The sequence below is a fragment of the Shewanella sp. SP2S2-4 genome, from assembly GCF_031932025.1.
GTDB classification, from domain to species: Bacteria; Pseudomonadota; Gammaproteobacteria; order Enterobacterales; family Shewanellaceae; genus Shewanella; species Shewanella baltica.
On sequence record NZ_JAUOER010000034.1, the window covers coordinates 32,023 to 52,006 of the forward strand.

Here is a 19,984-nt window from a genome sequence, read left to right on the forward strand (position 1 = left end):
CATGAGTAATCGCGATTATGCCAATAGAAGGCCGCAGTCGGGCGCTAAACCGCGCCCAGTCCGCGCGACTCGCCCAACCCGAGCAAAGCCTTCACAATCTAAATCAGCGCCGCGTAAGAAGCTGCCGCTGACGCTGATAGGCTTTGTCATACTCGCTGTGGGTTGTTTCGTCTATTTTCTATGGAGCATTAAAGATAATGCGCCACAAGAAGAAAAGCCGCAGCCAACTCCGGCCAAGAAAACTGAAACTCGAGTGAAGCCGCAAGAAAATGTGGTGCTCACTCCTAAAGTGAAAGAACCCGAGCGTAAAGCCGTCGTTATTCCTGTGGAGAAAGAGGAAGCAGCAGAGCCTGTTGCGCCGCCGAAGAAGGACCCTAACGCTCTGCCGCCTCAACCAAAGGAAGAATGGACCTATCTCAATGAGCTTGAAAACAAGCATGTTGAGGTCGATATTCCCGATGTGGTTGCAACACGAGCGCCAATGCAATATCAATTGCAATGTGCTTCTTTCCGCCAAGAATCACAGGCGAATGAGATGAAAGCTGTCATCGCTTTCCAAGGTTTAGAAGCGCAAGTAAGACAAGTCGAAGGTACGACTGGCGTGTGGTACAAAGTCGCTTTAGGTCCTTATGAACGTAAGCGTGATGCCGAACGTAAGCGTCACACGCTGCAAAATGCAGGGATTAATGGTTGTCAGATTCTGGCTATCCCTAAATAAGGTTTCACCCTTTCTAGGCGTTTTTTAAATACCTAATCACAAAAATAGCGGCCAGCGTTTATCGCTCGTCGCTATTTTTTTATCCGCTACGCTTTAGCTTGCCGCATAACCCAGCATTCGCTCCAAGTTCATCTAGACACGCCCAGTTTTAAACAACCCTATTTTTTAAAGTACTGTTTTGCTAAATCTATAACTGATTATTTATAAACAACAAAATCCTTTATTAATAAAGATTAATATGCAGTTTAATTGACCTAGATCAAACTTAGGCGTATCTCTTAAGTAACAGCAAGACTGTTGTATCTGTGTCAAATCCAACCTTAGGGTGAAGTATTATGAATGCATTAATCGAGATAGAAGCCACCGAATTCAGCCAACTTTTCAAAAGTGGTGACATGCTAGGAATTAGAATGTTTATGGAGCATGTTCGCATGCCGCTGGATGTTCAAGACAAGATTTATGACGAAATTTCTGCGCTTCAGCAATTAGAGCAAAACCAAATTGCCAAGCTCATTGAAACCCACGCCCATTCCCAAATTCATGAACGCCTAGCTTATTAGCCTTCCATTCAATGAAAAATTTATCTATGCCCAACTGCAGCTTCTCGCGGTTCACTCAACAGAAGCTGCATGATCTCCCCGTAACTCACAACACAAACCGTTATATAAACCGCCACGACACACATCATCCAATTACAGCCCAAAAATAAGGCCAAATACCTGAGTATTTGGCCTTAATAAACTAGCGAGTTTCAGATGTTAACCAGGGCCTTAGCTCGGTTTTTCTTCCGTTAAACCTATGCTATTCATCCAGTAATCGAAATCCACCATATTACCCGGCAATACCACTCGACTATTCTTCTGGCTTAAGCCATCGAGCTGTTTAAAGTACTGTTCACCGAGCTGCATCCGCAGAGCATTGTGCCCACCCGGCGCGGCAATCACAGAGGCTAAACGCTCAATCGATTCCGCCGTCGCGCGGGAAATCGTTAAAATTTCCTCAGCCTTACCTTCAGCTTCGTTAATCCGGCGCTGCATCTCACCTTCAGAGCGGTTTACCGTCTCAGCTTTAACGCCTTCTGAACGATTAATCTTGCTCTGCTTGTCGCCTTCACTCTTAGCCAATAATGCGCGGCGCTCACGCTCAGCATTCACTTGCATTTCCATGGCATTTTTAACCGTTTCAGGCGGCGTGATATTTTTAATCTCATAACGATGCACACGTATTCCCCACATAGCACCCGCTTGATCTAATACCTGCACTACCTTGGCAGAAATCACATCACGCTCTTCAAAAGTACGGTCTAGGTCCAACGTTCCTATGACAGAGCGCGTGGTGGTTTGCGCCAACTGGATAGCGGCGTAGCGATAATCAGTAATACCGTAACTGGCTTTGACTGGGTCGGTCACAGAGATATAAATCACCCCGTCCACTTCAACGTTAACTTCGTCGCTCGAAAAACATTCCTGCGGCGGTACGTCGATGGTCTCTTCTTTCAAATCATGAATGAAAGCGACTTTATCCACGAAGGGGATCAAGGTATGGAAACCCGCATCTAAGGTGCTGTGGTACTTACCTAAACGCTCCACAATATAAGCCGACTTAGTGGGAACGAGTCGAATCGATTGGAAAAGCTTAATCACGAAAATGGCAAAGATAAGTCCCCAAATTGCCATCACAATCAAATCTGTATCTAATGGAAGATTCATTATCGCGCTCCTTTGCCACTATTATTTTGGCCACTCACAGTCTGAGTGACTTGCTCCATGCCTTCGAAGAAACCTTCAAGTTTCGCCATTTCAGCGGGGACAACAGAGACCTGTGCATCATTGAGGATCTTGCCAACCTGAGCAATAAACTGTTCTTTCAATAACATATTCATTGCATCTGTGCCGCCATTAACCGCTAACGCCTGCGAGATCATTGCCATGCCTTCGGATTTCGCTTTAGCGATAATAGCAATCTCTTGCCCGGTACCTTTGGCTTCATTAATCCGTTTCTGCTTTTGACCTTCTGACAGGTTAATCGCCTCTTGGCGCTCCCCTTCAGACATATTGATCATCGCCGCTTTTTCCGCATTGGCTAAGGTGATTTCGGCGCGTTTGCGACGTTCGGCTTCCATCTGCTTCTCAAGGGTGTGGATCACATGGCGCGAAGGGGTGATATTGCGAATTTCATAGCGCAATACTTTGATCCCCCAAGGCTCAGACGCCTTATCTATTTCCCGCACTATGGATTCATTTAAGCTATCACGCTCGGAGAATGTCTCACTCAAACTCAGCTTACCGATTTCAGAACGCATTGTGGTTTGGGCTAAATTCACCGCCGCTTTACGGTAGTTTTCAATACCATAACTCGCCAGTTTGCCGTCCATCACTTTTAGGTAGACTAAGCCGTCCACTTCCAGTTGAGTGTTATCTTTAGAGATACAACTCTGTGGCGGCACATCTAATACTTGCTCACGGGTATCGTGACGGTAGGAGACGCGGTCGAAGAAAGGGATCAAAAAATGAAATCCAGGGCTTAATACTGCACGGAATTTGCCAAGACGCTCAATGACATGCACTTCACGCATCGGCACGATAAGCATCAACTTATAGAGAATAAAAAAGATAAATAAAATGACTAAGGTAAATACAAACATAGATTCCATCCTTTAGTTTTTGGAAGCTTCTATTGAGATAGGCTCAACGACTAGAGCGATATTTTCACGACAAATAATTCTGACTTCGGTCCCCGCAGCAATAGTGGTGCCATCGCCCAGCGCTGGCCATTCACTCCCCTGAAATTCCACCCGCCCGGGTGTTTGTCCAGGACCTATGGTCTGCTTTACGCGAACAATTTGATTGTATAGATCGATTGCTTCATCCGTGTTATCCACATGGGAATCACCACCAACGAGCCTTTGAGTCACTTGTCTGAAGGTCAATAACAGCACAATGGCCGAGATAAACCATAGTGTCATGCTCTGCACCACGCCTTCGACTAGTCCTATGCCTAACGCGCCAGCCACGACTAAACAAGCCGCGCCCAGCAACACTATGATGCCACCGGGAACCACTATTTCGGCGAGCATAAATACTAGCCCCACCACTGCCCACACTAAAATCGGATTTGAAAACTCCATATTTCCCCCTGAAATGAGAGTGTCCTTGCAGCAACTATAACAGCAGCTTTTCGGATAAGCGACATAATATGTCAAAATTTACGAAGCAAAATGCCCAATCAATCACTTCTGTGTAAGGCCTCATTCTCCCATATCCACACGGCAAAGCCCTTAGGTTGTTTTAAAATTAAGCATAATCAATTCAAAAAGATAGCCAACACCAAAGGAATAACTCATTCTGACATAGCAAAATCCATTTAAAATCAATTAGCTAAAAACAGATTGCCACAATAATGATTATGTGATTTTGACAACAACATTCGATAAAAAACTTTGAATAAATGTAAATTTTTGCATATATTGCCCCCACTTTTGTGCCAGTCCTTTGACGTACACTCACGCTAGGTTTGAACTTACCCATCAAACCATGCCATAGGTCAGAGAGCGGATTGAGTAAGACGCGAATTAACTTCCACCTATACAACAGGAAATAACAATGAAAAAAACATGCCTATGCCTAGCACTTATGCTTTCTCCTCAAGCATTTGCGGGTGACTTAGTACAATGGTGGGATTTCAGTGCAACAGCCCTCTATGGCGAAGACTACGATTTAGCGCCATCAGACAAACAAGCCACTATTACCTTAGAAACGGCGGGCGGCTGGAAATACGGTGATTGGTTTGCCTTCCAAGACTTTATCTATTTCAAAGGTAACGACACGGGCATGGAAAGCACCACCTATGGTGAAATTTCGCCACGCTTCAGTGCCAGTAAAATCCTCGGCGAGAAAATCGTCTTTGGTCCAGTAACAGATTTGTCTCTGGCGCTAACCTATGAAGAAGGTGAAGGCCCAGTTCACAGCCTGCTTTACGGTTTAGGCGTTGATGTCGCCGTGCCTTATTTCACTTACCTGAACTTTAATACCTATCGCCGCAATGGCATGAGCACAGGTAACAACAGTGACGGCTGGCAGTTCACCCCAGTATTTCGCATCGACATTCCCGTTGGTTCAGCCAACATAGTGCTCGATGGCTTTATCGACTGGGTATTTGCCACCGACGATAACGGCTACGAGGAGAACTTCCACTTCAACCCACAGCTGAAATACGATCTTGGTAAGAGTCTGTTCGGGGATCATCAAGCAAATAAATTATTGGTGGGTATCGAATACGATTTGTGGACCAACAAATACGGTGTGAAAGGCGTCGATCAAGACACCTACTCTGTGATTGCTCAATACCATTTCTAATCGGTATCGACACCATTTTGAAGTAACAAAAAAGGTGCCATTGGCACCTTTTTTAGTTTGGTCACTCACTTTGCAGGGGAGTGTCGCTTAGCGTAATAAAAATTAGGCTAACAGTTTTTTCGCTGCAGCAACCACGATAGAAACCGCGCTTACTTCGGTTTTCTTCATTGTTGCTTCATCAGGAATTTCTTGTTGGGTGCGGTTTACAATCACACCAGCAACACAGGCAGCACGCCAGCCTTGAGTGGCACACATAGTGAATAAGGTGGAAGATTCCATCTCATAGTTCAGTACGCCCATATCTTGCCATTCTTTCATTGAACCCGCGAAACGACGCGTTACACGGCCAGTGACAGTGTCATAACGCTCTTGGCCTGGGTAGAAAGTATCGGAAGAAGCCGTTACGCCAATGTGTGGCTCTACGCCTGCATCGCGACACGCTGCAACCATAGCAGTGGTACATTCAAAGTTTGCAACCGCAGGGAACTCCATAGGTGCAAAGTGTAAGCTTGCGCCATCTAAACGCACTGAAGCTTGAGTCACAATCACATCGCCCACATTCACATGGGGTTGAATTGCACCTGTAGTACCAACGCGCAAGAAGGTATTCACACCTAACTGTGCAAGTTCTTCTACTGCGATAGAAGTCGATGGGCCACCGATACCGGTTGAACACACGACTACTGGCTTACCATCGGCATACGCTAAATAGCTTGTATACTCGCGGTGGCTAGCAAGAAACGTCGCATTGTCCATTAGTTCGGCAATACGTTTTACACGCTCTGGATCACCTGGAACGATTGCCAAAGTTGCACCATCGAGCATTGCTTTGGTCAAACCTAAATGAAATACATCAGCCATTGTGAAAACCCCTTTCATTTTTGATAATTAAATTCTTATAAAATCGACTTTAACCTAGTATCGAAGCGGTGAAGGTTAACTTGATCACAGAATTATCGGCAAGAAGTAATTGTTTAGTCGTAATCAAATTACCAATCACCCTCACATCTGATCACAAGATAGCAAATTTGCCCGCACTGCGAATGTCAGTCTGATTTATGCCTAACAAAGTGTGAACCAGATCCTAATCACATGCCATAGATAGCGGCAAAGATCGTTTAATAAACTGATTTATAAGAAATTAAAATAAATCATCATTTAGTATTAATCTGAAGCGGGATGAAAGGTGATCTAAATCACGTTTCACTACAGAGTGAAAGGTTAGGGTTAAGGCGAAACCAGAAGTGTAGTAGATGACGACAAGGAGAATGCCGATGTTTCCAGAGTACAGAGAATTAATTTCCACCCTGAAAACCCAAGATGCTCATTTTCAACGTAAGTTTAACGAGCATAATCAGTTAGACGAGGAAATCAAACAACTGGAAAAACGTGTCGCCAGTGATTTCAATCCGACAGTGAAAGAACTCAAAAGCAGAAAGTTACACCTAAAAGAAGAGATTTATCAGATCCTCAAATCCCACGAGTAATCCCAAACTTCTTTAGCGAACAACAAGGGCGCCTAAGCGCCCTTATTCATGTCAACGTAATCGCTTACAGATAGTAATCTTTCAGCGGTGGGAAACCGTTAAAGCACACTGCTGAATACGTCGTCGTATAAGCGCCAGCGGTTAACCAATACATGCGGTCACCAATGGCTAAGTCATTCGGTAAACCATAGCTGTAGTGCTCATACATGATATCGGCACTGTCGCAGGTTGGGCCGGCAATCACGCATTTATCCAGCTCGCCTTGACGATCAGTATAAATCGGGAACTTAATCGCCTCGTCCATCGTTTCAATCAAGCCTGAGAATTTACCCACATCGGTAAACACCCAACGCTCTAACGCTGTGTAGGATTTTTTGCTGATCAATACCACTTCAGACACTAAAATCCCCGCGTTAGAAATCAACGAACGACCCGGCTCCAGAATAATTTGCGGTAAATCATCACCGAAATCTTCCTTCAGGAAGTGAGTGATCTGCTCGGCATACACACCCAATTGATTTGTTTTATCAATATAGTTAGCAGGGAAACCGCCGCCCATGTTGATCATCTTCAGGGTGATATTGTGCTCATCACGCAGACGGTCAAAAATGCTTTTCACTTTACCAATGGCAGAATCCCAAGCACCGATATCACGTTGCTGTGAACCGACGTGGAACGAAATACCAAAAGGTTCTAAGCCCAATTCCTGCGCCAATACTAATAGCTCATAGGCCATTTCGTTTTGGCAGCCGAATTTACGCGATAACGGCCAATCAGCCGTGTCTGTACCTTCGGTCAAAATGCGCACGTAAATACGCGATCCCGGTGCTTCTTCAGCGATCATTCGCAGATCGGCTTCTGAGTCGGATGCATACATACGCACGCCGCGCTCATAAAATGCACGTACATCTTGACGCTTTTTAATGGTATTGCCGTAGCTGACTCGATCGGTTGTCACGCCGACATTCATGACCATATCTAGCTCATAAATCGAGGCAATATCAAAGTTTGACCCTTTATCTTTCAGTAAAGATAAGATCTCGGCCGCGGGGTTTGCCTTAACTGCATAATAAACGTTGGCGTAAGGAAAACTATTAACCATGTCATCGTATTGTTTCGCTATGATACTGGTATCAATCACTACGAACGGGGTTGCTTTGTCTTTGGCAAACGCTTCAATACGCTTGAATGTGTCCATGTCATAATAGTCAGCAACATCAATAGATTGAAATTGGCTCATTGGGCCAGAGTCTCCTTTGGGTCAGGTAGATAAAAGTGAGTGTAATGTCTTAAAAAACGTGCGCAGTAAACGATATTTTATCGCTTTACGCAACGAATTTTTATGCTGATTTTATAACTTTTTATTCCACAATGTTTTAAGGGGCCAAACCATCAAAAAAAGCCTCTATAAAACAAATGATTATGCACACAAACCCTAAGGTAAATTTGTGTGCATTAGCAGAATAAAAAGTGAATTTTTTACGACGTTATCGCAAAGGAGATGGATTGACTGGCTCACGCCAACATTTCCATCCCAAAGCGATAAGCTTGAGGGGCGAGCGCACCACGAAAGAAGGCTAATCTGATGCCTTAAAATAGTTCAAGTAAATTAAATCGTTACTGCGGCTGATTCAGTTTTGCGAGTGCTTGGCCCAAGGCTTCACTGGAATCAAAATAGGCGATATCTAAAATATTACGCTGATTGAGCAATATCATAGTGGCCATATCTTTGGTATCTGGTAGTAAACGACTGATCTCACCTTCCCTATCTAACCCAATCGCAAAGGGTAAATCTTGCATTTGTGGCACAGCAACAAACTTAGCAATCAAAGAAGGCATGCCACTGATATCCGCGACATAAACTAACCCAGCAGGCATTTGAGTCGCACTCAGAGGCGTGAGTGCTTCTTTAATCACATCGCCGCCTTTCATGCTGCGGCTAAAGAGTAAAACTTGAGTTTCATCTGTCACACTTATCGTTTGATCATTTTGATCGAGAAGTGAAATAGGATTAATCGCATCGCCAGCAACATAACTCGCAGCATACGCCCACATGGGGGTTAATAGACAAGACAGACATAACAACAGCGTTTTCATAAACACTCGACTCCATTATTGGATAGGCGGACAGCATACCTGACTCCCCCTATCGACTCATTAAACCAACCGCGATTACATGATACGCTTCACACATGCATGGCGAATAAGCATTTGATTGGATTTCTGCGCTATAATCGCACAGTTAAGTTTATTACAAGGATATCATAATGATAACACCTGGACTCGATCAAGAATTGCAGCAACTACAAGGCGTTTATCAGCTGATCACAGAGTTTTTAGTCACCTACAGCTTCCAATTGGTCGGCGCTTTGCTGATCTTTTTACTGGGTTTGTGGGTCGCCAGTAAGGCATCACGTTTAGTCGCGAAGCAGTTCGAAAAACACAATATCGACATTACCTTAAGCAATTTTGTCAGTAACCTGATCCGCATTCTGATCATCATCATGGTCGGGATCATCGCCCTCGGCAAAATAGGCATCAGCGTCACCCCTATGGTGGCAGCCATTGGTGCAGCCTCCTTAGGTGCTGGCTTAGCCTTGCAAGGCATGTTAGCCAACTATGCCGCCGGCGTGACCATTATCGTCACCCGTCCTTTCGTTGTGGGAAACACTATCGAAATCAAAGGGGAAAGCGGCGTCGTTAAACGTATCCACTTAGGCATGACCATTCTTAGTAATGAGGAAGGCGAGCAAATCAGCATTCCCAATAAGCATATCGTCGGTGAGATACTACATAATTCCTTTAGCAATAAACTGGTCGAAACCCAGTTTAATCTCAGTTACAACACAGATCCCGAACGGGCCATTAGTGTGATCACTGAATTATTGAGCAACAATCCCTATGTTTATCAAGAGACTGCACCCAATGTCGGCATCAATGGTTTTAATGCTATCGGGATTGAAATGGGAGTGCGCTATTGGGTGCCCACGCAAAGCTATTTTCAGCATAAATATAAGGTGAACTTAGCACTCTACAACGCCCTTAAGCAGGCGGGAATAGAGATTGCCTGCCCCATCAGAGAGATCCATCTGCAAGATAAATAACGCTAATGATCCTGGGGTTGACCGGCGTAGTCAGTCAGCCTAGCTCACATTGTAAACTTGCATTCTTGTACGAATTTACGTTTACTATGCTCCCAAATATCGATAGTGATGGATTACTATGTTGTTGATACTCATAATTATTGCTTTTGTTGTACTGTTTATTTTCTTCGCTAAATATCAAAAAAAACAAGCTCAAGCCGAAGCGCTTGCCGCAGGAGAGCCCAATGCGCTACTCCATCATGGCATCGCACTGATTAATAAAAATCAAGTGGAAGCTGGCTTAGATTTTATTCATCAAGCAGTGGATAAAGGGCTGGCCGTTGCGGCTATCACCCTTGCCGAATTATATTCGGGTCGATTCCCACAAATCCCCGCCGATCCCAAGGCATCTAACGATTGGTATAAAAAAGCCGCCGAAATAGAGCCTCAATATTTACCCATGCTCACCTTACCTAATTTGCTCTCTTCTGGATCGCAAACACTCGATGAGTTAATCGCACAAGTAGAGCAACTCAAACCTAATGCCGAAGCGGGGCAAGCCGAGTTTCAATATGAGCTTGCTTACTTGTATCTAAGCCAGCCCTTTCTCGATCCCGATGCTAGCCAAGCAATTTACTGGTTCGAAAAAGCCGCCGCACAAGAAGACCAAAGAGCCTATTACCATTTAGCCACACTCTACTGGCATGATGAACGCGTTACTTCGGACTATTCCAAAGCACGGGAATACTTTGAAAAATCTGCCGCCGCTGGTGATGAATTAGCAAAAGATGATCTAGGGTATATGCTTGCCGCAGGCCAAGGTGGACCTAAAGATTTAGCTCGCGCAGAGGCATTACTTAGCGAGCGCGCCGCAGACGATGATTTCCGCCAGTATTATCTTGGTAAACGTTTCCTCTACGGTGAAGATTTTGCTGTCGACTATGACAAGGCGCGCCATTGGTTAAGCCAATCTGTCGCTAGAGGTAATGACTTCGCTAAGATTGAATTTGCTCATCTTTTACTGAAAGCGCCACAAAATGAAAGTGATTACCAACAGGCTAAAATTGACTTTGAAGAATTCGCACTTAAGTGGAATGAAGACGCACTGCTAGGCCTAGGCAAGATTTATGAGCAAGGTTTAGGCGTGAGTCGCCAACCGATTAAAGCGTTAATGCATTACCAGCTCGCGGCCATGAGCAATAGAGCCGATCATCTAAAAGAATTAGCCAGATTCAGTCAGCAACTAGGCACCTTAGAGATAAGAGAGGCCGAGCGGCTGCGTGACAGTTTCTTGCATCAGTATCCAATCCCCGCTGAGCAACAACAATATTTTTATTCCTATAAGGCTGAATCATTTTTAAGTGGTGAAAAAACCACTCAAGAGGCTCTACAGGCAGCAGAAACTTGGTTCATCAAATCGGCAGAGCTAGGTAATGAAATTGCTATGCGGGAACTGGTCAATATTTACAGCGCGGAGCGATTAAACAAGCCAGTACAAGTGTTTATTTGGTCTAGTTTATTGCTACGTCATTTTGGTAAATACGGGATGAATAGCGCTCAACGACTCCATCAAAACACCGCAAAATCATGCTTAACAGAATCCGAACTTGCCTACGCCGAAACTCAAATTGAGGTCATTGAAACCCAATTAGCGCCCTATCTTGAGTCAGAAAGGTAAGTTGACCAGCAGCGAATGAGTCCCAAAAAGGTTTGGCCAAATTAAATAAGCCAAACCTTTTAGTGGCAAAATAGAGTGCATTTATAAATCCTTAAAAAGCACAGTAGATATATAAGCACTACAATCATTGTATTCACTAAACCTGTACGGCCAAATGACTAGACATAAAACCTAGTCCGATTAACTGTCCAGCCCGATAATTAAAACTGACCATTTTAATAGGCAAGATGAATGAGGCTGATACTGACCATTGTCATTTCATGCTTATTTCTGTCCCAAGCGAAGGCAGAAACTTCTGCTGTTGTCTGGCAAGCACACTGCCGCGATAGGCATCCTGTTATTTATGTAGAAAAGGGTGAGTGTAAAGGCCCTGGTGCAGCTGTCATCAATCAAGTCATCACCCGCCTAGGTCACAAGGTAAATTGGAGTAATGTGCCTTGGGCACGCACGATTAAAGTCGCCGAAACGGGGCAAGTCGACCTCATTCCCGTCCATTCGATGACACCCGAGCGCAACGATTTTCTGGACCCTATGCTACTGGGCTACGACAAGCGCTACGTCTATTACTTTGCCCTTGCGAATCGACAGCTTGAGGTCAAACATTTCGATGAATTAAAACCCCATATCATTGGCGCACTCAGAGGCGCTTTTTACTGTCCGCAGTTTAATGACAATCAAAACCAACTAAAAGTGTCTTTTGTTAATGATAACGGCCAGTTAATCAATATGTTGAAGGCAGAACGTATCGATTTAGCCATCACCTCCGAACAACATGAGATGCAATTCTTTGCTAAAGATCCCCAACTTAAGCAGATGGAATACGTCGACATCAGCAAGAACGGTCGCTATTTCAGCATTCCGCTCAAGTCGCCGCGGCATCAATATGCCAAGCAAGTTCACCAGATAGTCGACGACATGCGCACCTCAGGCGAAATCACTCGGCTATTTGAGTCCTATGGTGTCGAGCCACCGCTAAATCTCACTGAATCGCCCTTAGCGACTCACTGATCTGAATACTGATAACCCAAAACTAACTTGGAATTAATTCGCGCGTGCGGCTAAATGCCGTAACAAGGCAGCCAGCGTTGGCGCAATCGTCTGATGGGACGGGTAACACAGACCAATACGACGAAACATTCTCGGACCATCAAATTTTACTTGCTTGAGCCTAGGCTCATCCTCAATTAAACCATCAGGCAAAAAGCTCACGCCAAATCCAGCCAACACCAGCGACATCACGAGAGACTTAGATTCGGCCTTAGCGACTAAATTAAGCGACATATTGCTGCACGCCAGTAAACCTATCGTCTGCTGATGAGCTTCACAGGGTGGACACTCGATAAAGTCAAAACCATTTAGCTGCTCGGGGCGTAGGCTATCTACTTGGGCGAGGGCATGCTCCTTGGGGACGCACAGCACATAATCTTCTTCCCATAGCGGGAAAAAAACTTCATCTTCATGGCGTAAACTGTCGATAGTTAAACGACAATCTGCGGGGCTTTGGTAATCCACCAGCTCCAGATCTAGCTTCTCAATGGCTTGATTCACCTGCTGTAAAAATCCCGCCAAACGCCACTGACTGAGATCTGGCATCACAGCCAAACGTAGCTTTTGTCGGCTCGCCTTCGCCATAAACAGACCCGGCAATTTACTCGCCTCCTCAACTAATTTAACCGCCAAAGGATACAAATAATGGGCGCTATCTAAAGGTTTAACGCCTTTCTTACTACGCTCAAATAGCTGGCCGCCTAACTCTTCTTCCAATTGCTTTAAGCCAGCTGACAGTGAAGGCTGGCTCACAAAGCAACGGTTAGCCGCTGCGGTGATATTGTTCTCTTCAAAAATTGCGATAAAGAAACGCAGTAAACGTAAATCAACCATTTTATCTTCTCCGACAACGGCAAATTAAGTACAAAGTTCGATAATAGTGTCATAGGCTGAGCCTATCATATCCAGCTGGAATAAGTATTTTTCGGCTAAAAATCCCCAGCCTATACTGATTGCCAACTTAAAGACGCCGAACAACAGTTTGTTTACGGCTCAGATTGGCTTCAATTAATAGGAAATACTAATGAATCAAGTTACTAAATCACTGGTTGTCATCACGGGCGCTTCATCGGGTATTGGCGCCGCTATGGCCAAAAGTTTTAGCGCCGCAGGCCACCCACTGTTATTACTGGCACGCCGGGTTGAAGCAATGCAAGCACTTGAATTACCTAACAGCCTCTCTATCAGCGTCGATGTCACCGACACTGCAGCCATTAAAACCGCCATAACTCAAGCAGAAGCACAATTTGGCCCTGTCGGCTGTCTTATCAATAACGCGGGTGTGATGTTGCTGGGTCAGATCGATGTGCAAGATCCTAACGAATGGAGCCGCATGCTCAATATCAATGTGATGGGCGTGCTTAATGGCATTCATGCGGTATTAGCCGACATGAAAGCTCGCAAAACTGGCACTATCATTAATATCAGCTCAGTGGCGGGGCGTAAAACCTTTCCAAACCACGCTGCTTACTGCGCCACTAAATTTGCCGTGCACGCCTTAACAGAAAACATTCGTGAAGAAGTCGCCATAGATGACGTACGCCTTATCACTATCGCCCCCGGCGCAGTAGAAACTGAGTTGCTAAGTCATACCACCTGCGATGACATTAAAGCCGGTTACCATGACTGGAAAGAAGAAATGGGCGGCGTTATCGCGCCTGAAAACGTCGCCGCTGCTGCGCTGTTTGCATGGCAACAACCGCAAAATGTGTGCGTACGCGAAATCGTTTTAGCGCCAACACGCCAGCAGCCTTAATCCGTCCCGAGTCCGTATTCGCCTAGACTGTTTAGGCGAATACGGCTCAGAAACACTCATCAACCCAAGCCAAAAAACTAAAAATGTCAGATCATGCTCTAGCATTTATAGCTTAGTGCCACATCCCGCCACCATCTCGCTAATTTTAAAATAGCTACTTTAGTTAATACATATTTTACAAAGTGTTAGCTAAATCACAGTCGCTTTTGGCGTGTTAAGTACCAAACACGACAGGTAAAATCGACATGGCTAATTTAGCTAAAAAATCAACCTATTGGTTTTACTGAAATAAAAATGACGTAAACCGCGACAAAATACAGTCAATTAGATTTTTATCAATGAAGTTTTTATCAATTAGTTTTTTTTAATGGAAGTGATGCACCTCAAATTTACTCACTGTGGTTTTTGATAAATTTGTTCACAAGGTGGAATCAATAAAAACACTTCGCCAACAAAGTCATACAAATGGCCACAAAAGTAAGGAATGAGATGATGAAAACATTAACCAAGATAGCAATAGCAATGGCCGTAATAGGCAGCTTAGGTATCAATGCCTACGCAGCAGACGGTGGTAACCCAAAGAAAGGTAAACATTTATACAAAAAAGAATGTAAAGCCTGCCATAGCCAAGGTGGCGAAGGCGGTGAACTCACACCTATGACCAAGACTATGAGCCAATGGGATCGCTTCTTTGATAAAGATAAGCACAAGCTCAAACCAGAAGTATTCAACGGCTTCACAGAACAAGACCTTAAGGACATACAGCAATTTTTGTATGACCACGCCGCTGACTCAGACCAACCACAAACCTGCGGCTGATCTCTGCCCATTTAACGGCCTAAGGCAATGCTAGAAAGCAGCCCTGCAACTGCGACCTAAATCATTGACTTAAAAATTTAAAACCCAATGCGAGAAAAAATGGGGAAACACCTCAGGGACTCCTATTGGGTAAATTTGGCGAAATGCTTTTTAGCGAGATAACGCCAACAGAAAAACTCAGGGAGAAACCTTATGCGTACCCTTATCTCAATACTCGTTGCTAATGCCTTGTTTATGTCGGGCCAAGCCCTTGCTGCACCGAACGATGTGCAAAGTGAAACGCAAAAAATTACCGAACTCAAGCAGCAACTTGCCGATATTACCGAGCAATTGGATGACCTTAATGATCGCGTAGATAAAACCGAGCGACACACATCCTTAGATCGACTTGAAATTACAGGTGATTTCCGCACTAAAGCCCATTCATTGCATTACCAAGATGTAGTCTGGAGCCCAGCGATGAAGGTTAACTTCAACGACTTTGGCGCCAAAGCTATGTCTGGCGCCTTCGGCATGCCCAACGATCTAAATTCACCACTTGGAAAAATGATGCAAGCCAATCCAGACCTTGCCGCCGCCTTCCAAAATGGCATGTTGCAGGGCGTGATGCCCTATGTGCTCGCCCCCAAAAGCGTGCAGGACATAGATAACGACATCTACTACACCACTCGTCTGCGCCTCAACCTCAAGGCAAAAGTATGGGATAACGTCAGCTTTGCTGGCCGTCTCAGTATGTTCAAAAACTGGGGCGACTCCACAGGAGTGCAAGTATTTGACTCTTGGCGGTCTTTCACTATGGATGGCACCAGCAGCGGCAATACCAGTGGCGACTGGCTGCGGGTCGAACGCGCCTATTTTGACTGGAAAAAAATCAACGGCTCCGAGTTTTATCTCTCCATTGGCCGTCGCCCTTCAACCTATGGCCCACCAAGCCACTACCGTGAAAACGAGCTACGCGGCGGCACGCCTTCAGGCCATTTAGTTAACTTCAACTTCGATGGCGCGACCTTAGGTTATAACCTAGGGGAAATCACCGGGGTTGAAGGGCAAGTTGTCCGCTTCTGCTACGGCCAAGGCTTTGAATCACAATGGGGCAATGGCGAAATGTTTGGTGACATAGTCACTAAAGATACCCACCTAGGTGGTTTTAATATCGATGCCATCAACGATGGCACCAACTTCCTCCAGTTCACCCTGTTTGGCGCTAAAGATGTGAATGACGGCTTTAAAGGCACTATGGCCTTCCCTACCCAGCTGGCGGGCATTTTCGCTCCGACCATGTACCAAGATATGCAAAAGTTCGACAATTTTAACTTTGTTACCCGAGTACAACCCAGCGGTGTGATTGGTGACATGTACCTAGGCGGGATTGGCTTTGCGCGTGAAGAAGCAAACGATATTAAATGGTTTGCCTCACTCGGCTGGACTCGCGCCGAGCCCAATGGCAACGCAGGTATGTTTGGTGGCATGTTATCCGATGCTATCTTCGAGGCTGAGTTAAATAGCACTGGTACTGAGATCATCATGGTGCCTAAAACCAGTGACGATAGTGATACCAAAGACGGTTACGGCATTTATGTCGGCGTACAAATTCCTGCACCCTACGGCAAGTTTGGTCTGGAATATAACTATGGTTCTAAATATTGGACACCCTTCACCCAAGCCCAAGACGACCCTATCGGTAGCAAACTTGCCACTCGTGGTCATGTGGCCGAAGCCTATTATATCTTTGATATCAATCCAAAAATGTTTATCAAATTGGCCGGGCTTTACTACGACTATGAATACACAGGCAGCGGTACGCCAGTGGATGCCCCTCAAAAAATTGATGATGTGTTAGCGGGCACGGCTTACTCCATGTTGCCTGTGGTCGATACCGCCTTTGATGTTAACGCCTCACTGACCATTAACTTCTAATCCGAATAGATAATCGCAATCAGCCCTCGGTCAAGCCGAGGGCGGGAGTACAAAATGAAAAGACTCTTATTTATTGCCTTGGCGGGCATGACATTACAAACCTATGCCGCCAATCCCCATAAAGATGCACTAAAAGGCCCCTTTACCACAGGTTCCGAAGTCACCACACAATGTTTAGTCTGCCACGAAGACCAAGCAACAGATGTGATGAAAACCTCCCACTGGACTTGGGAGTTAGCCCAAAAACTCCCCGATAGGATAGTAGTGCGGGGCAAGAAAAACAGTATTAACAACTTCTGCGTGTCTATCTCCAGCAATGAGCCTCGCTGCACTAGCTGTCATGCTGGCTATGGTTGGAAGGACAACACCTTTGATTTTAAAGATAAAACCAAAGTGGACTGCTTAGTCTGCCACGACACCACTGGCACCTATGTGAAAGATCCTGCGGGCGCTGGCGAACCTATGGCTAAGCTCGATCTAGCGAAGATAGCCCAAAATGTCGGCGCTCCAGTACGGGACAACTGCGGTAGCTGCCACTTCTACGGCGGTGGTGGTGATGCGGTGAAACACGGGGATCTTGATTCTTCCATGTCTTACCCTGACAAAGCGACCGATGTGCATATGGACAGTGATGGCAATGACTTCCAATGCCAAAACTGCCATACCACTGAAAAACATCAAATTTCGGGTAATGCCATGGGCGTGTCACCAGGCGGTATCGACCATATAGGTTGTGAAAACTGCCACGATAGCGCGCCGCACAGCAATAAAAAGCTCAATACCCATACCGCAACCGTGGCTTGCCAAACCTGCCATATTCCCTTCTTCGCTAAGAATGAACCCACCAAGATGCAGTGGGATTGGTCAACCGCAGGGGATGATAAGCCTGAAACCGTAGATCAATATGGTAAACACACCTATCAGAAGAAAAAGGGTGACTTTGTATGGGAGAAAATGGTTAAGCCCCAGTACGCTTGGTACAACGGCACCGCCAATGCCTATATGGCGGGAGACAAGATGGACCCGAATGTCGTCACTAAACTCACCTACCCAATGGGTGATATTAACGATGCCAAAGCCAAAATCTATCCCTTTAAAGTGCATACTGGTAAGCAAATTTACGACAAGAAACTCAATATCTTTATCACCCCAAAAACCTATGGCAAAGGCGGATATTGGAGCGAGTTTGACTGGAATTTAGCTGCGAAACTGGGTATGGAAGCCAATCCAACCATGTTGGAAAAAGGCATCAAATACAGTGGTGAATATGACTTTGCAGCCACCGAAATGTGGTGGCGTATCAACCACATGGTATCACCTAAGGAGCAAGCATTAAATTGTAACGACTGCCATAACAAAGGCACACGACTTGATTGGCAAGCCTTGGGGTATCAAGGCGACCCAATGAAAAACAAACAAGGCCCTAAACATAAGCAATAACCCTATTGACTCGCCTAAAGCCTAATCGAGGCCAAGGCGAGTATCGCTCCCCTGCAAACCTTTGAGAGCTTAGTATCCCGTCGGCTAAGCTCTCTTTTTTTATCTCACAACCTAACCTCAACACGCGTTAAGTGAGCGGTAAATGCAATCGACAAAAGGAATTAACCTCAAACTTGCACTTTGCGATGATAACAAGATGAATTTACGCATCGCATGACGATAATTTTCGAGCACTAAGCAAGAGTAAACTTGAAAAAATCTTCCGCAGCCAAAGGCTTAGAATAATAGTAACCTTGGATAAGTTTAACTCCTAATTCACCTAAATACCCTTGCTGTTCAACCGTCTCCACCCCCTCCGCAATAACATGCAACTTAGACTCGTTTGCAAACGAGATAATGGCATCTAAGGTTTTGCCATTAAAATTATGGGATTGACCAATGGTATCGACAAACATCTTATCTATCTTCAATGTACTGATCCCAAGGTGTTGAACATAACTAAAACAACCATAGCCCGTACCTGCGTCATCCAACTTAAGGTCAATACCTAGCGCATAAATCTTATCGAGTGTCTGGCGAGCTAACATCATATCTTTGATCGGTAGTCGCTCGGTGATTTCCAAGGATAACCTGTGATGCCCCAGTATTCCTGATTCGACAATTTTTTGTAATTGATGATAAAAATCATCATTTTCAAGATGAGCAGGCACAATGTTGATACTAAAAAATAACGGCGGGCATTGCCCCCCTAGCAGTTGAATATCATTAATGACCTTGTTCAACATACTCGTCGTCATGGGAAGAATGTGTCCCCTCGCTTCAGCAAAGGGAATAAACTGATTGGGTGGGATCATCCGATTATCATGCCGAAGCCAGCGCACCAACACTTCTGCCCCCACAGGCATTCCCGTACTACTATCGACAATAGGCTGATAATAGGGAATAAACTCCCCCCGCTGAATGCCCCGTTTTATTTGACTATCAAGGGAAATTTGATGGTTGTTCCAACGCCAATACACTAAACACGCCAACAAACCTAAGACAATCCCGGTTGCTACACTGACCCGCCAACCGAGCTGTGAATATTGTTCAAGGAAAACACGATTACCTGATAGCTCAAAGGTCGCATGGTAGTAGGGATTTTGCTCTTGAACGACATGGTAAACCACAGGTTCATCAGCAAAATTATCAAACCCAAACTCAATATAAGGATCTGAATCTAAGCTCACCTTGTACTCAAGACATCGCTCGCAATCCACAGGAACAAAATACCTCTGCCTAAGGGGAGTGATACTGGCAATGTAATCAATCCCCTCCATGTGACGTATTAAAAATAATTCGTGACTTGTCTGAGTATTATGGCTTGCCACCGCAATACTTAAATTCTCTCTCACCTTATGGGCTTTCAATGCAGTTAAATCATGGGGTATTACGCCAGACTGACAGAGCACCTGATTATCTTTGTAAATGGCCAACCAGCGGACAAAGCTGGAGTCAAAGGCTTTCTGTTTCAATAGACTTTCTAATTCTGCAGAGCAAATCACACTAGGCTCTAAGCGAGGCATTTCAAGTAGTTGTTCAGCTGATTCAGTAATATACATCTGAAATTTACTTGCGAGCATCTCCGAATCACGCGCGATAACGCTATTAGCAATGATGCGATCCACGCCCTTCACCAGCACCA

Annotated in this window: 19 protein-coding genes; 11 read left to right on the forward strand and 8 right to left on the reverse strand. The window is 45.1% G+C overall.

The features are described 5' to 3' along the window. The first annotated feature begins 1 nt into the window (after position 1). Positions 2–718, forward strand: a complete 717-nt coding sequence (locus tag Q4Q54_RS20210) for an SPOR domain-containing protein (protein ID WP_311901067.1) — start codon at positions 2–4, stop codon at positions 716–718. Positions 719–1,053: 335 nt separating this feature from the next. Then, positions 1,054–1,278 carry a hypothetical protein gene (locus Q4Q54_RS20215; RefSeq protein WP_006083282.1) on the forward strand — a complete coding sequence of 75 codons (225 nt, stop codon included), beginning with the start codon at positions 1,054–1,056 and terminating at the stop codon, positions 1,276–1,278. A 210-nt stretch (positions 1,279–1,488) separates the two neighbouring features. Here Q4Q54_RS20215 and Q4Q54_RS20220 read toward each other — a convergent pair whose 3' ends face one another. The 3 genes from Q4Q54_RS20220 to Q4Q54_RS20230 are packed head-to-tail and all read right to left on the reverse strand — an operon-like array spanning position 1,489 to position 3,845. Beyond that, a complete protein-coding gene (locus tag Q4Q54_RS20220) occupies positions 1,489–2,427 on the reverse strand; it encodes an SPFH domain-containing protein (RefSeq protein WP_198555603.1) in 939 nt (312 codons plus the stop codon). After that, complete coding sequence (locus Q4Q54_RS20225) at positions 2,427–3,362, reverse strand: SPFH domain-containing protein (protein WP_006083284.1); 936 nt, start codon at positions 3,360–3,362, stop codon at positions 2,427–2,429. The genes Q4Q54_RS20220 and Q4Q54_RS20225 overlap by 1 nt, the downstream gene beginning before the upstream one ends. A gap of 12 nt (positions 3,363–3,374) precedes the next feature. Then, entirely contained in the window at positions 3,375–3,845 is a 471-nt protein-coding gene (locus Q4Q54_RS20230; RefSeq protein ID WP_107946433.1) for an NfeD family protein, read from the reverse strand. A 475-nt stretch (positions 3,846–4,320) separates the two neighbouring features. Between Q4Q54_RS20230 and Q4Q54_RS20235 the strand changes: the two genes are divergently transcribed. Next, entirely contained in the window at positions 4,321–5,073 is a 753-nt protein-coding gene (locus tag Q4Q54_RS20235) for an outer membrane protein OmpK (protein WP_311989404.1), read from the forward strand. Between the two features lie 102 nt (positions 5,074–5,175). Here Q4Q54_RS20235 and udp read toward each other — a convergent pair whose 3' ends face one another. After that, complete coding sequence (gene udp / locus Q4Q54_RS20240) at positions 5,176–5,934, reverse strand: uridine phosphorylase (RefSeq protein WP_006083287.1); 759 nt, start codon at positions 5,932–5,934, stop codon at positions 5,176–5,178. Positions 5,935–6,347: 413 nt separating this feature from the next. Between udp and Q4Q54_RS20245 the strand changes: the two genes are divergently transcribed. After that, complete coding sequence (locus Q4Q54_RS20245) at positions 6,348–6,560, forward strand: YdcH family protein (RefSeq protein ID WP_006083288.1); 213 nt, start codon at positions 6,348–6,350, stop codon at positions 6,558–6,560. 64 nt (positions 6,561–6,624) lie between these two features. On the opposite strand, the gene Q4Q54_RS20250 is transcribed toward Q4Q54_RS20245, so the two are convergent. Together Q4Q54_RS20250 and Q4Q54_RS20255 are read right to left on the reverse strand one after the other, a co-directional pair. Continuing rightward, positions 6,625–7,800 carry a type III PLP-dependent enzyme gene (locus tag Q4Q54_RS20250; RefSeq protein ID WP_006083289.1) on the reverse strand — a complete coding sequence of 392 codons (1,176 nt, stop codon included), beginning with the start codon at positions 7,798–7,800 and terminating at the stop codon, positions 6,625–6,627. A gap of 377 nt (positions 7,801–8,177) precedes the next feature. Beyond that, the gene (locus tag Q4Q54_RS20255; protein WP_107402739.1) at positions 8,178–8,657 is read right to left on the reverse strand and encodes a hypothetical protein; all 480 of its coding nucleotides are present in this window, start codon (positions 8,655–8,657) and stop codon (positions 8,178–8,180) included. Between the two features lie 170 nt (positions 8,658–8,827). On the opposite strand from Q4Q54_RS20255, the gene Q4Q54_RS20260 reads away from it, so the two are divergent. From Q4Q54_RS20260 to Q4Q54_RS20270, 3 genes are all read left to right on the forward strand, one after another. Next, entirely contained in the window at positions 8,828–9,664 is an 837-nt protein-coding gene (locus Q4Q54_RS20260) for a mechanosensitive ion channel family protein (RefSeq protein WP_311989405.1), read from the forward strand. Positions 9,665–9,782: 118 nt separating this feature from the next. Further along, on the forward strand, positions 9,783–11,321 hold the full coding sequence (locus tag Q4Q54_RS20265) for a tetratricopeptide repeat protein (protein ID WP_311989406.1): 1,539 nt from the start codon (positions 9,783–9,785) through the stop codon (positions 11,319–11,321). Positions 11,322–11,552: 231 nt separating this feature from the next. Beyond that, positions 11,553–12,329: a transporter substrate-binding domain-containing protein gene (locus tag Q4Q54_RS20270; protein WP_311989407.1), complete on the forward strand. Its 777-nt coding sequence runs from the start codon at positions 11,553–11,555 to the stop codon at positions 12,327–12,329. Positions 12,330–12,362: 33 nt separating this feature from the next. On the opposite strand, the gene Q4Q54_RS20275 is transcribed toward Q4Q54_RS20270, so the two are convergent. Then, positions 12,363–13,202 carry a LysR family transcriptional regulator gene (locus tag Q4Q54_RS20275; protein WP_311989408.1) on the reverse strand — a complete coding sequence of 280 codons (840 nt, stop codon included), beginning with the start codon at positions 13,200–13,202 and terminating at the stop codon, positions 12,363–12,365. Between the two features lie 190 nt (positions 13,203–13,392). Here Q4Q54_RS20275 and Q4Q54_RS20280 point away from each other — a divergent pair, with 190 nt between their 5' ends. The 4 genes from Q4Q54_RS20280 (at position 13,393) to Q4Q54_RS20295 (ending at position 18,300) form a co-directional block, all read left to right on the forward strand. Then, complete coding sequence (locus tag Q4Q54_RS20280) at positions 13,393–14,124, forward strand: SDR family oxidoreductase (RefSeq protein WP_311900989.1); 732 nt, start codon at positions 13,393–13,395, stop codon at positions 14,122–14,124. Between the two features lie 489 nt (positions 14,125–14,613). Next, entirely contained in the window at positions 14,614–14,943 is a 330-nt protein-coding gene (locus Q4Q54_RS20285; RefSeq protein ID WP_006087070.1) for a cytochrome c, read from the forward strand. 192 nt (positions 14,944–15,135) lie between these two features. After that, positions 15,136–16,860, forward strand: a complete 1,725-nt coding sequence (locus Q4Q54_RS20290; RefSeq protein ID WP_311989409.1) for a DUF3373 family protein — start codon at positions 15,136–15,138, stop codon at positions 16,858–16,860. A 54-nt stretch (positions 16,861–16,914) separates the two neighbouring features. Continuing rightward, entirely contained in the window at positions 16,915–18,300 is a 1,386-nt protein-coding gene (locus Q4Q54_RS20295; protein ID WP_311989410.1) for a tetrathionate reductase family octaheme c-type cytochrome, read from the forward strand. Between the two features lie 233 nt (positions 18,301–18,533). Here the strand turns inward: Q4Q54_RS20295 and Q4Q54_RS20300 are convergent. Continuing rightward, on the reverse strand, positions 18,534–19,984 hold a 1,451-nt coding region (locus tag Q4Q54_RS20300; RefSeq protein ID WP_311989411.1), incomplete at its 5' end, for an EAL domain-containing protein.

Excerpts from the sequence above, each read along its gene's own strand:
- Q4Q54_RS20210 (WP_311901067.1), top strand. The coding sequence starts at position 2 with ATGAGTAATCGCGATTATGCCAATAGAAGGCCGCAGTCGGGCGCTAAA.
- Q4Q54_RS20215 (WP_006083282.1), top strand. The coding sequence starts at position 1,054 with ATGAATGCATTAATCGAGATAGAAGCCACCGAATTCAGCCAACTTTTC.
- Q4Q54_RS20220 (WP_198555603.1), bottom strand. The coding sequence starts at position 2,427 with ATGAATCTTCCATTAGATACAGATTTGATTGTGATGGCAATTTGGGGA.
- Q4Q54_RS20225 (WP_006083284.1), bottom strand. The coding sequence starts at position 3,362 with ATGTTTGTATTTACCTTAGTCATTTTATTTATCTTTTTTATTCTCTAT.
- Q4Q54_RS20230 (WP_107946433.1), bottom strand. The coding sequence starts at position 3,845 with ATGGAGTTTTCAAATCCGATTTTAGTGTGGGCAGTGGTGGGGCTAGTA.
- Q4Q54_RS20235 (WP_311989404.1), top strand. The coding sequence starts at position 4,321 with ATGAAAAAAACATGCCTATGCCTAGCACTTATGCTTTCTCCTCAAGCA.
- udp (WP_006083287.1), bottom strand. The coding sequence starts at position 5,934 with ATGGCTGATGTATTTCATTTAGGTTTGACCAAAGCAATGCTCGATGGT.
- Q4Q54_RS20245 (WP_006083288.1), top strand. The coding sequence starts at position 6,348 with ATGTTTCCAGAGTACAGAGAATTAATTTCCACCCTGAAAACCCAAGAT.
- Q4Q54_RS20250 (WP_006083289.1), bottom strand. The coding sequence starts at position 7,800 with ATGAGCCAATTTCAATCTATTGATGTTGCTGACTATTATGACATGGAC.
- Q4Q54_RS20255 (WP_107402739.1), bottom strand. The coding sequence starts at position 8,657 with ATGAAAACGCTGTTGTTATGTCTGTCTTGTCTATTAACCCCCATGTGG.
- Q4Q54_RS20260 (WP_311989405.1), top strand. The coding sequence starts at position 8,828 with ATGATAACACCTGGACTCGATCAAGAATTGCAGCAACTACAAGGCGTT.
- Q4Q54_RS20265 (WP_311989406.1), top strand. The coding sequence starts at position 9,783 with ATGTTGTTGATACTCATAATTATTGCTTTTGTTGTACTGTTTATTTTC.
- Q4Q54_RS20270 (WP_311989407.1), top strand. The coding sequence starts at position 11,553 with ATGAGGCTGATACTGACCATTGTCATTTCATGCTTATTTCTGTCCCAA.
- Q4Q54_RS20275 (WP_311989408.1), bottom strand. The coding sequence starts at position 13,202 with ATGGTTGATTTACGTTTACTGCGTTTCTTTATCGCAATTTTTGAAGAG.
- Q4Q54_RS20280 (WP_311900989.1), top strand. The coding sequence starts at position 13,393 with ATGAATCAAGTTACTAAATCACTGGTTGTCATCACGGGCGCTTCATCG.
- Q4Q54_RS20285 (WP_006087070.1), top strand. The coding sequence starts at position 14,614 with ATGATGAAAACATTAACCAAGATAGCAATAGCAATGGCCGTAATAGGC.
- Q4Q54_RS20290 (WP_311989409.1), top strand. The coding sequence starts at position 15,136 with ATGCGTACCCTTATCTCAATACTCGTTGCTAATGCCTTGTTTATGTCG.
- Q4Q54_RS20295 (WP_311989410.1), top strand. The coding sequence starts at position 16,915 with ATGAAAAGACTCTTATTTATTGCCTTGGCGGGCATGACATTACAAACC.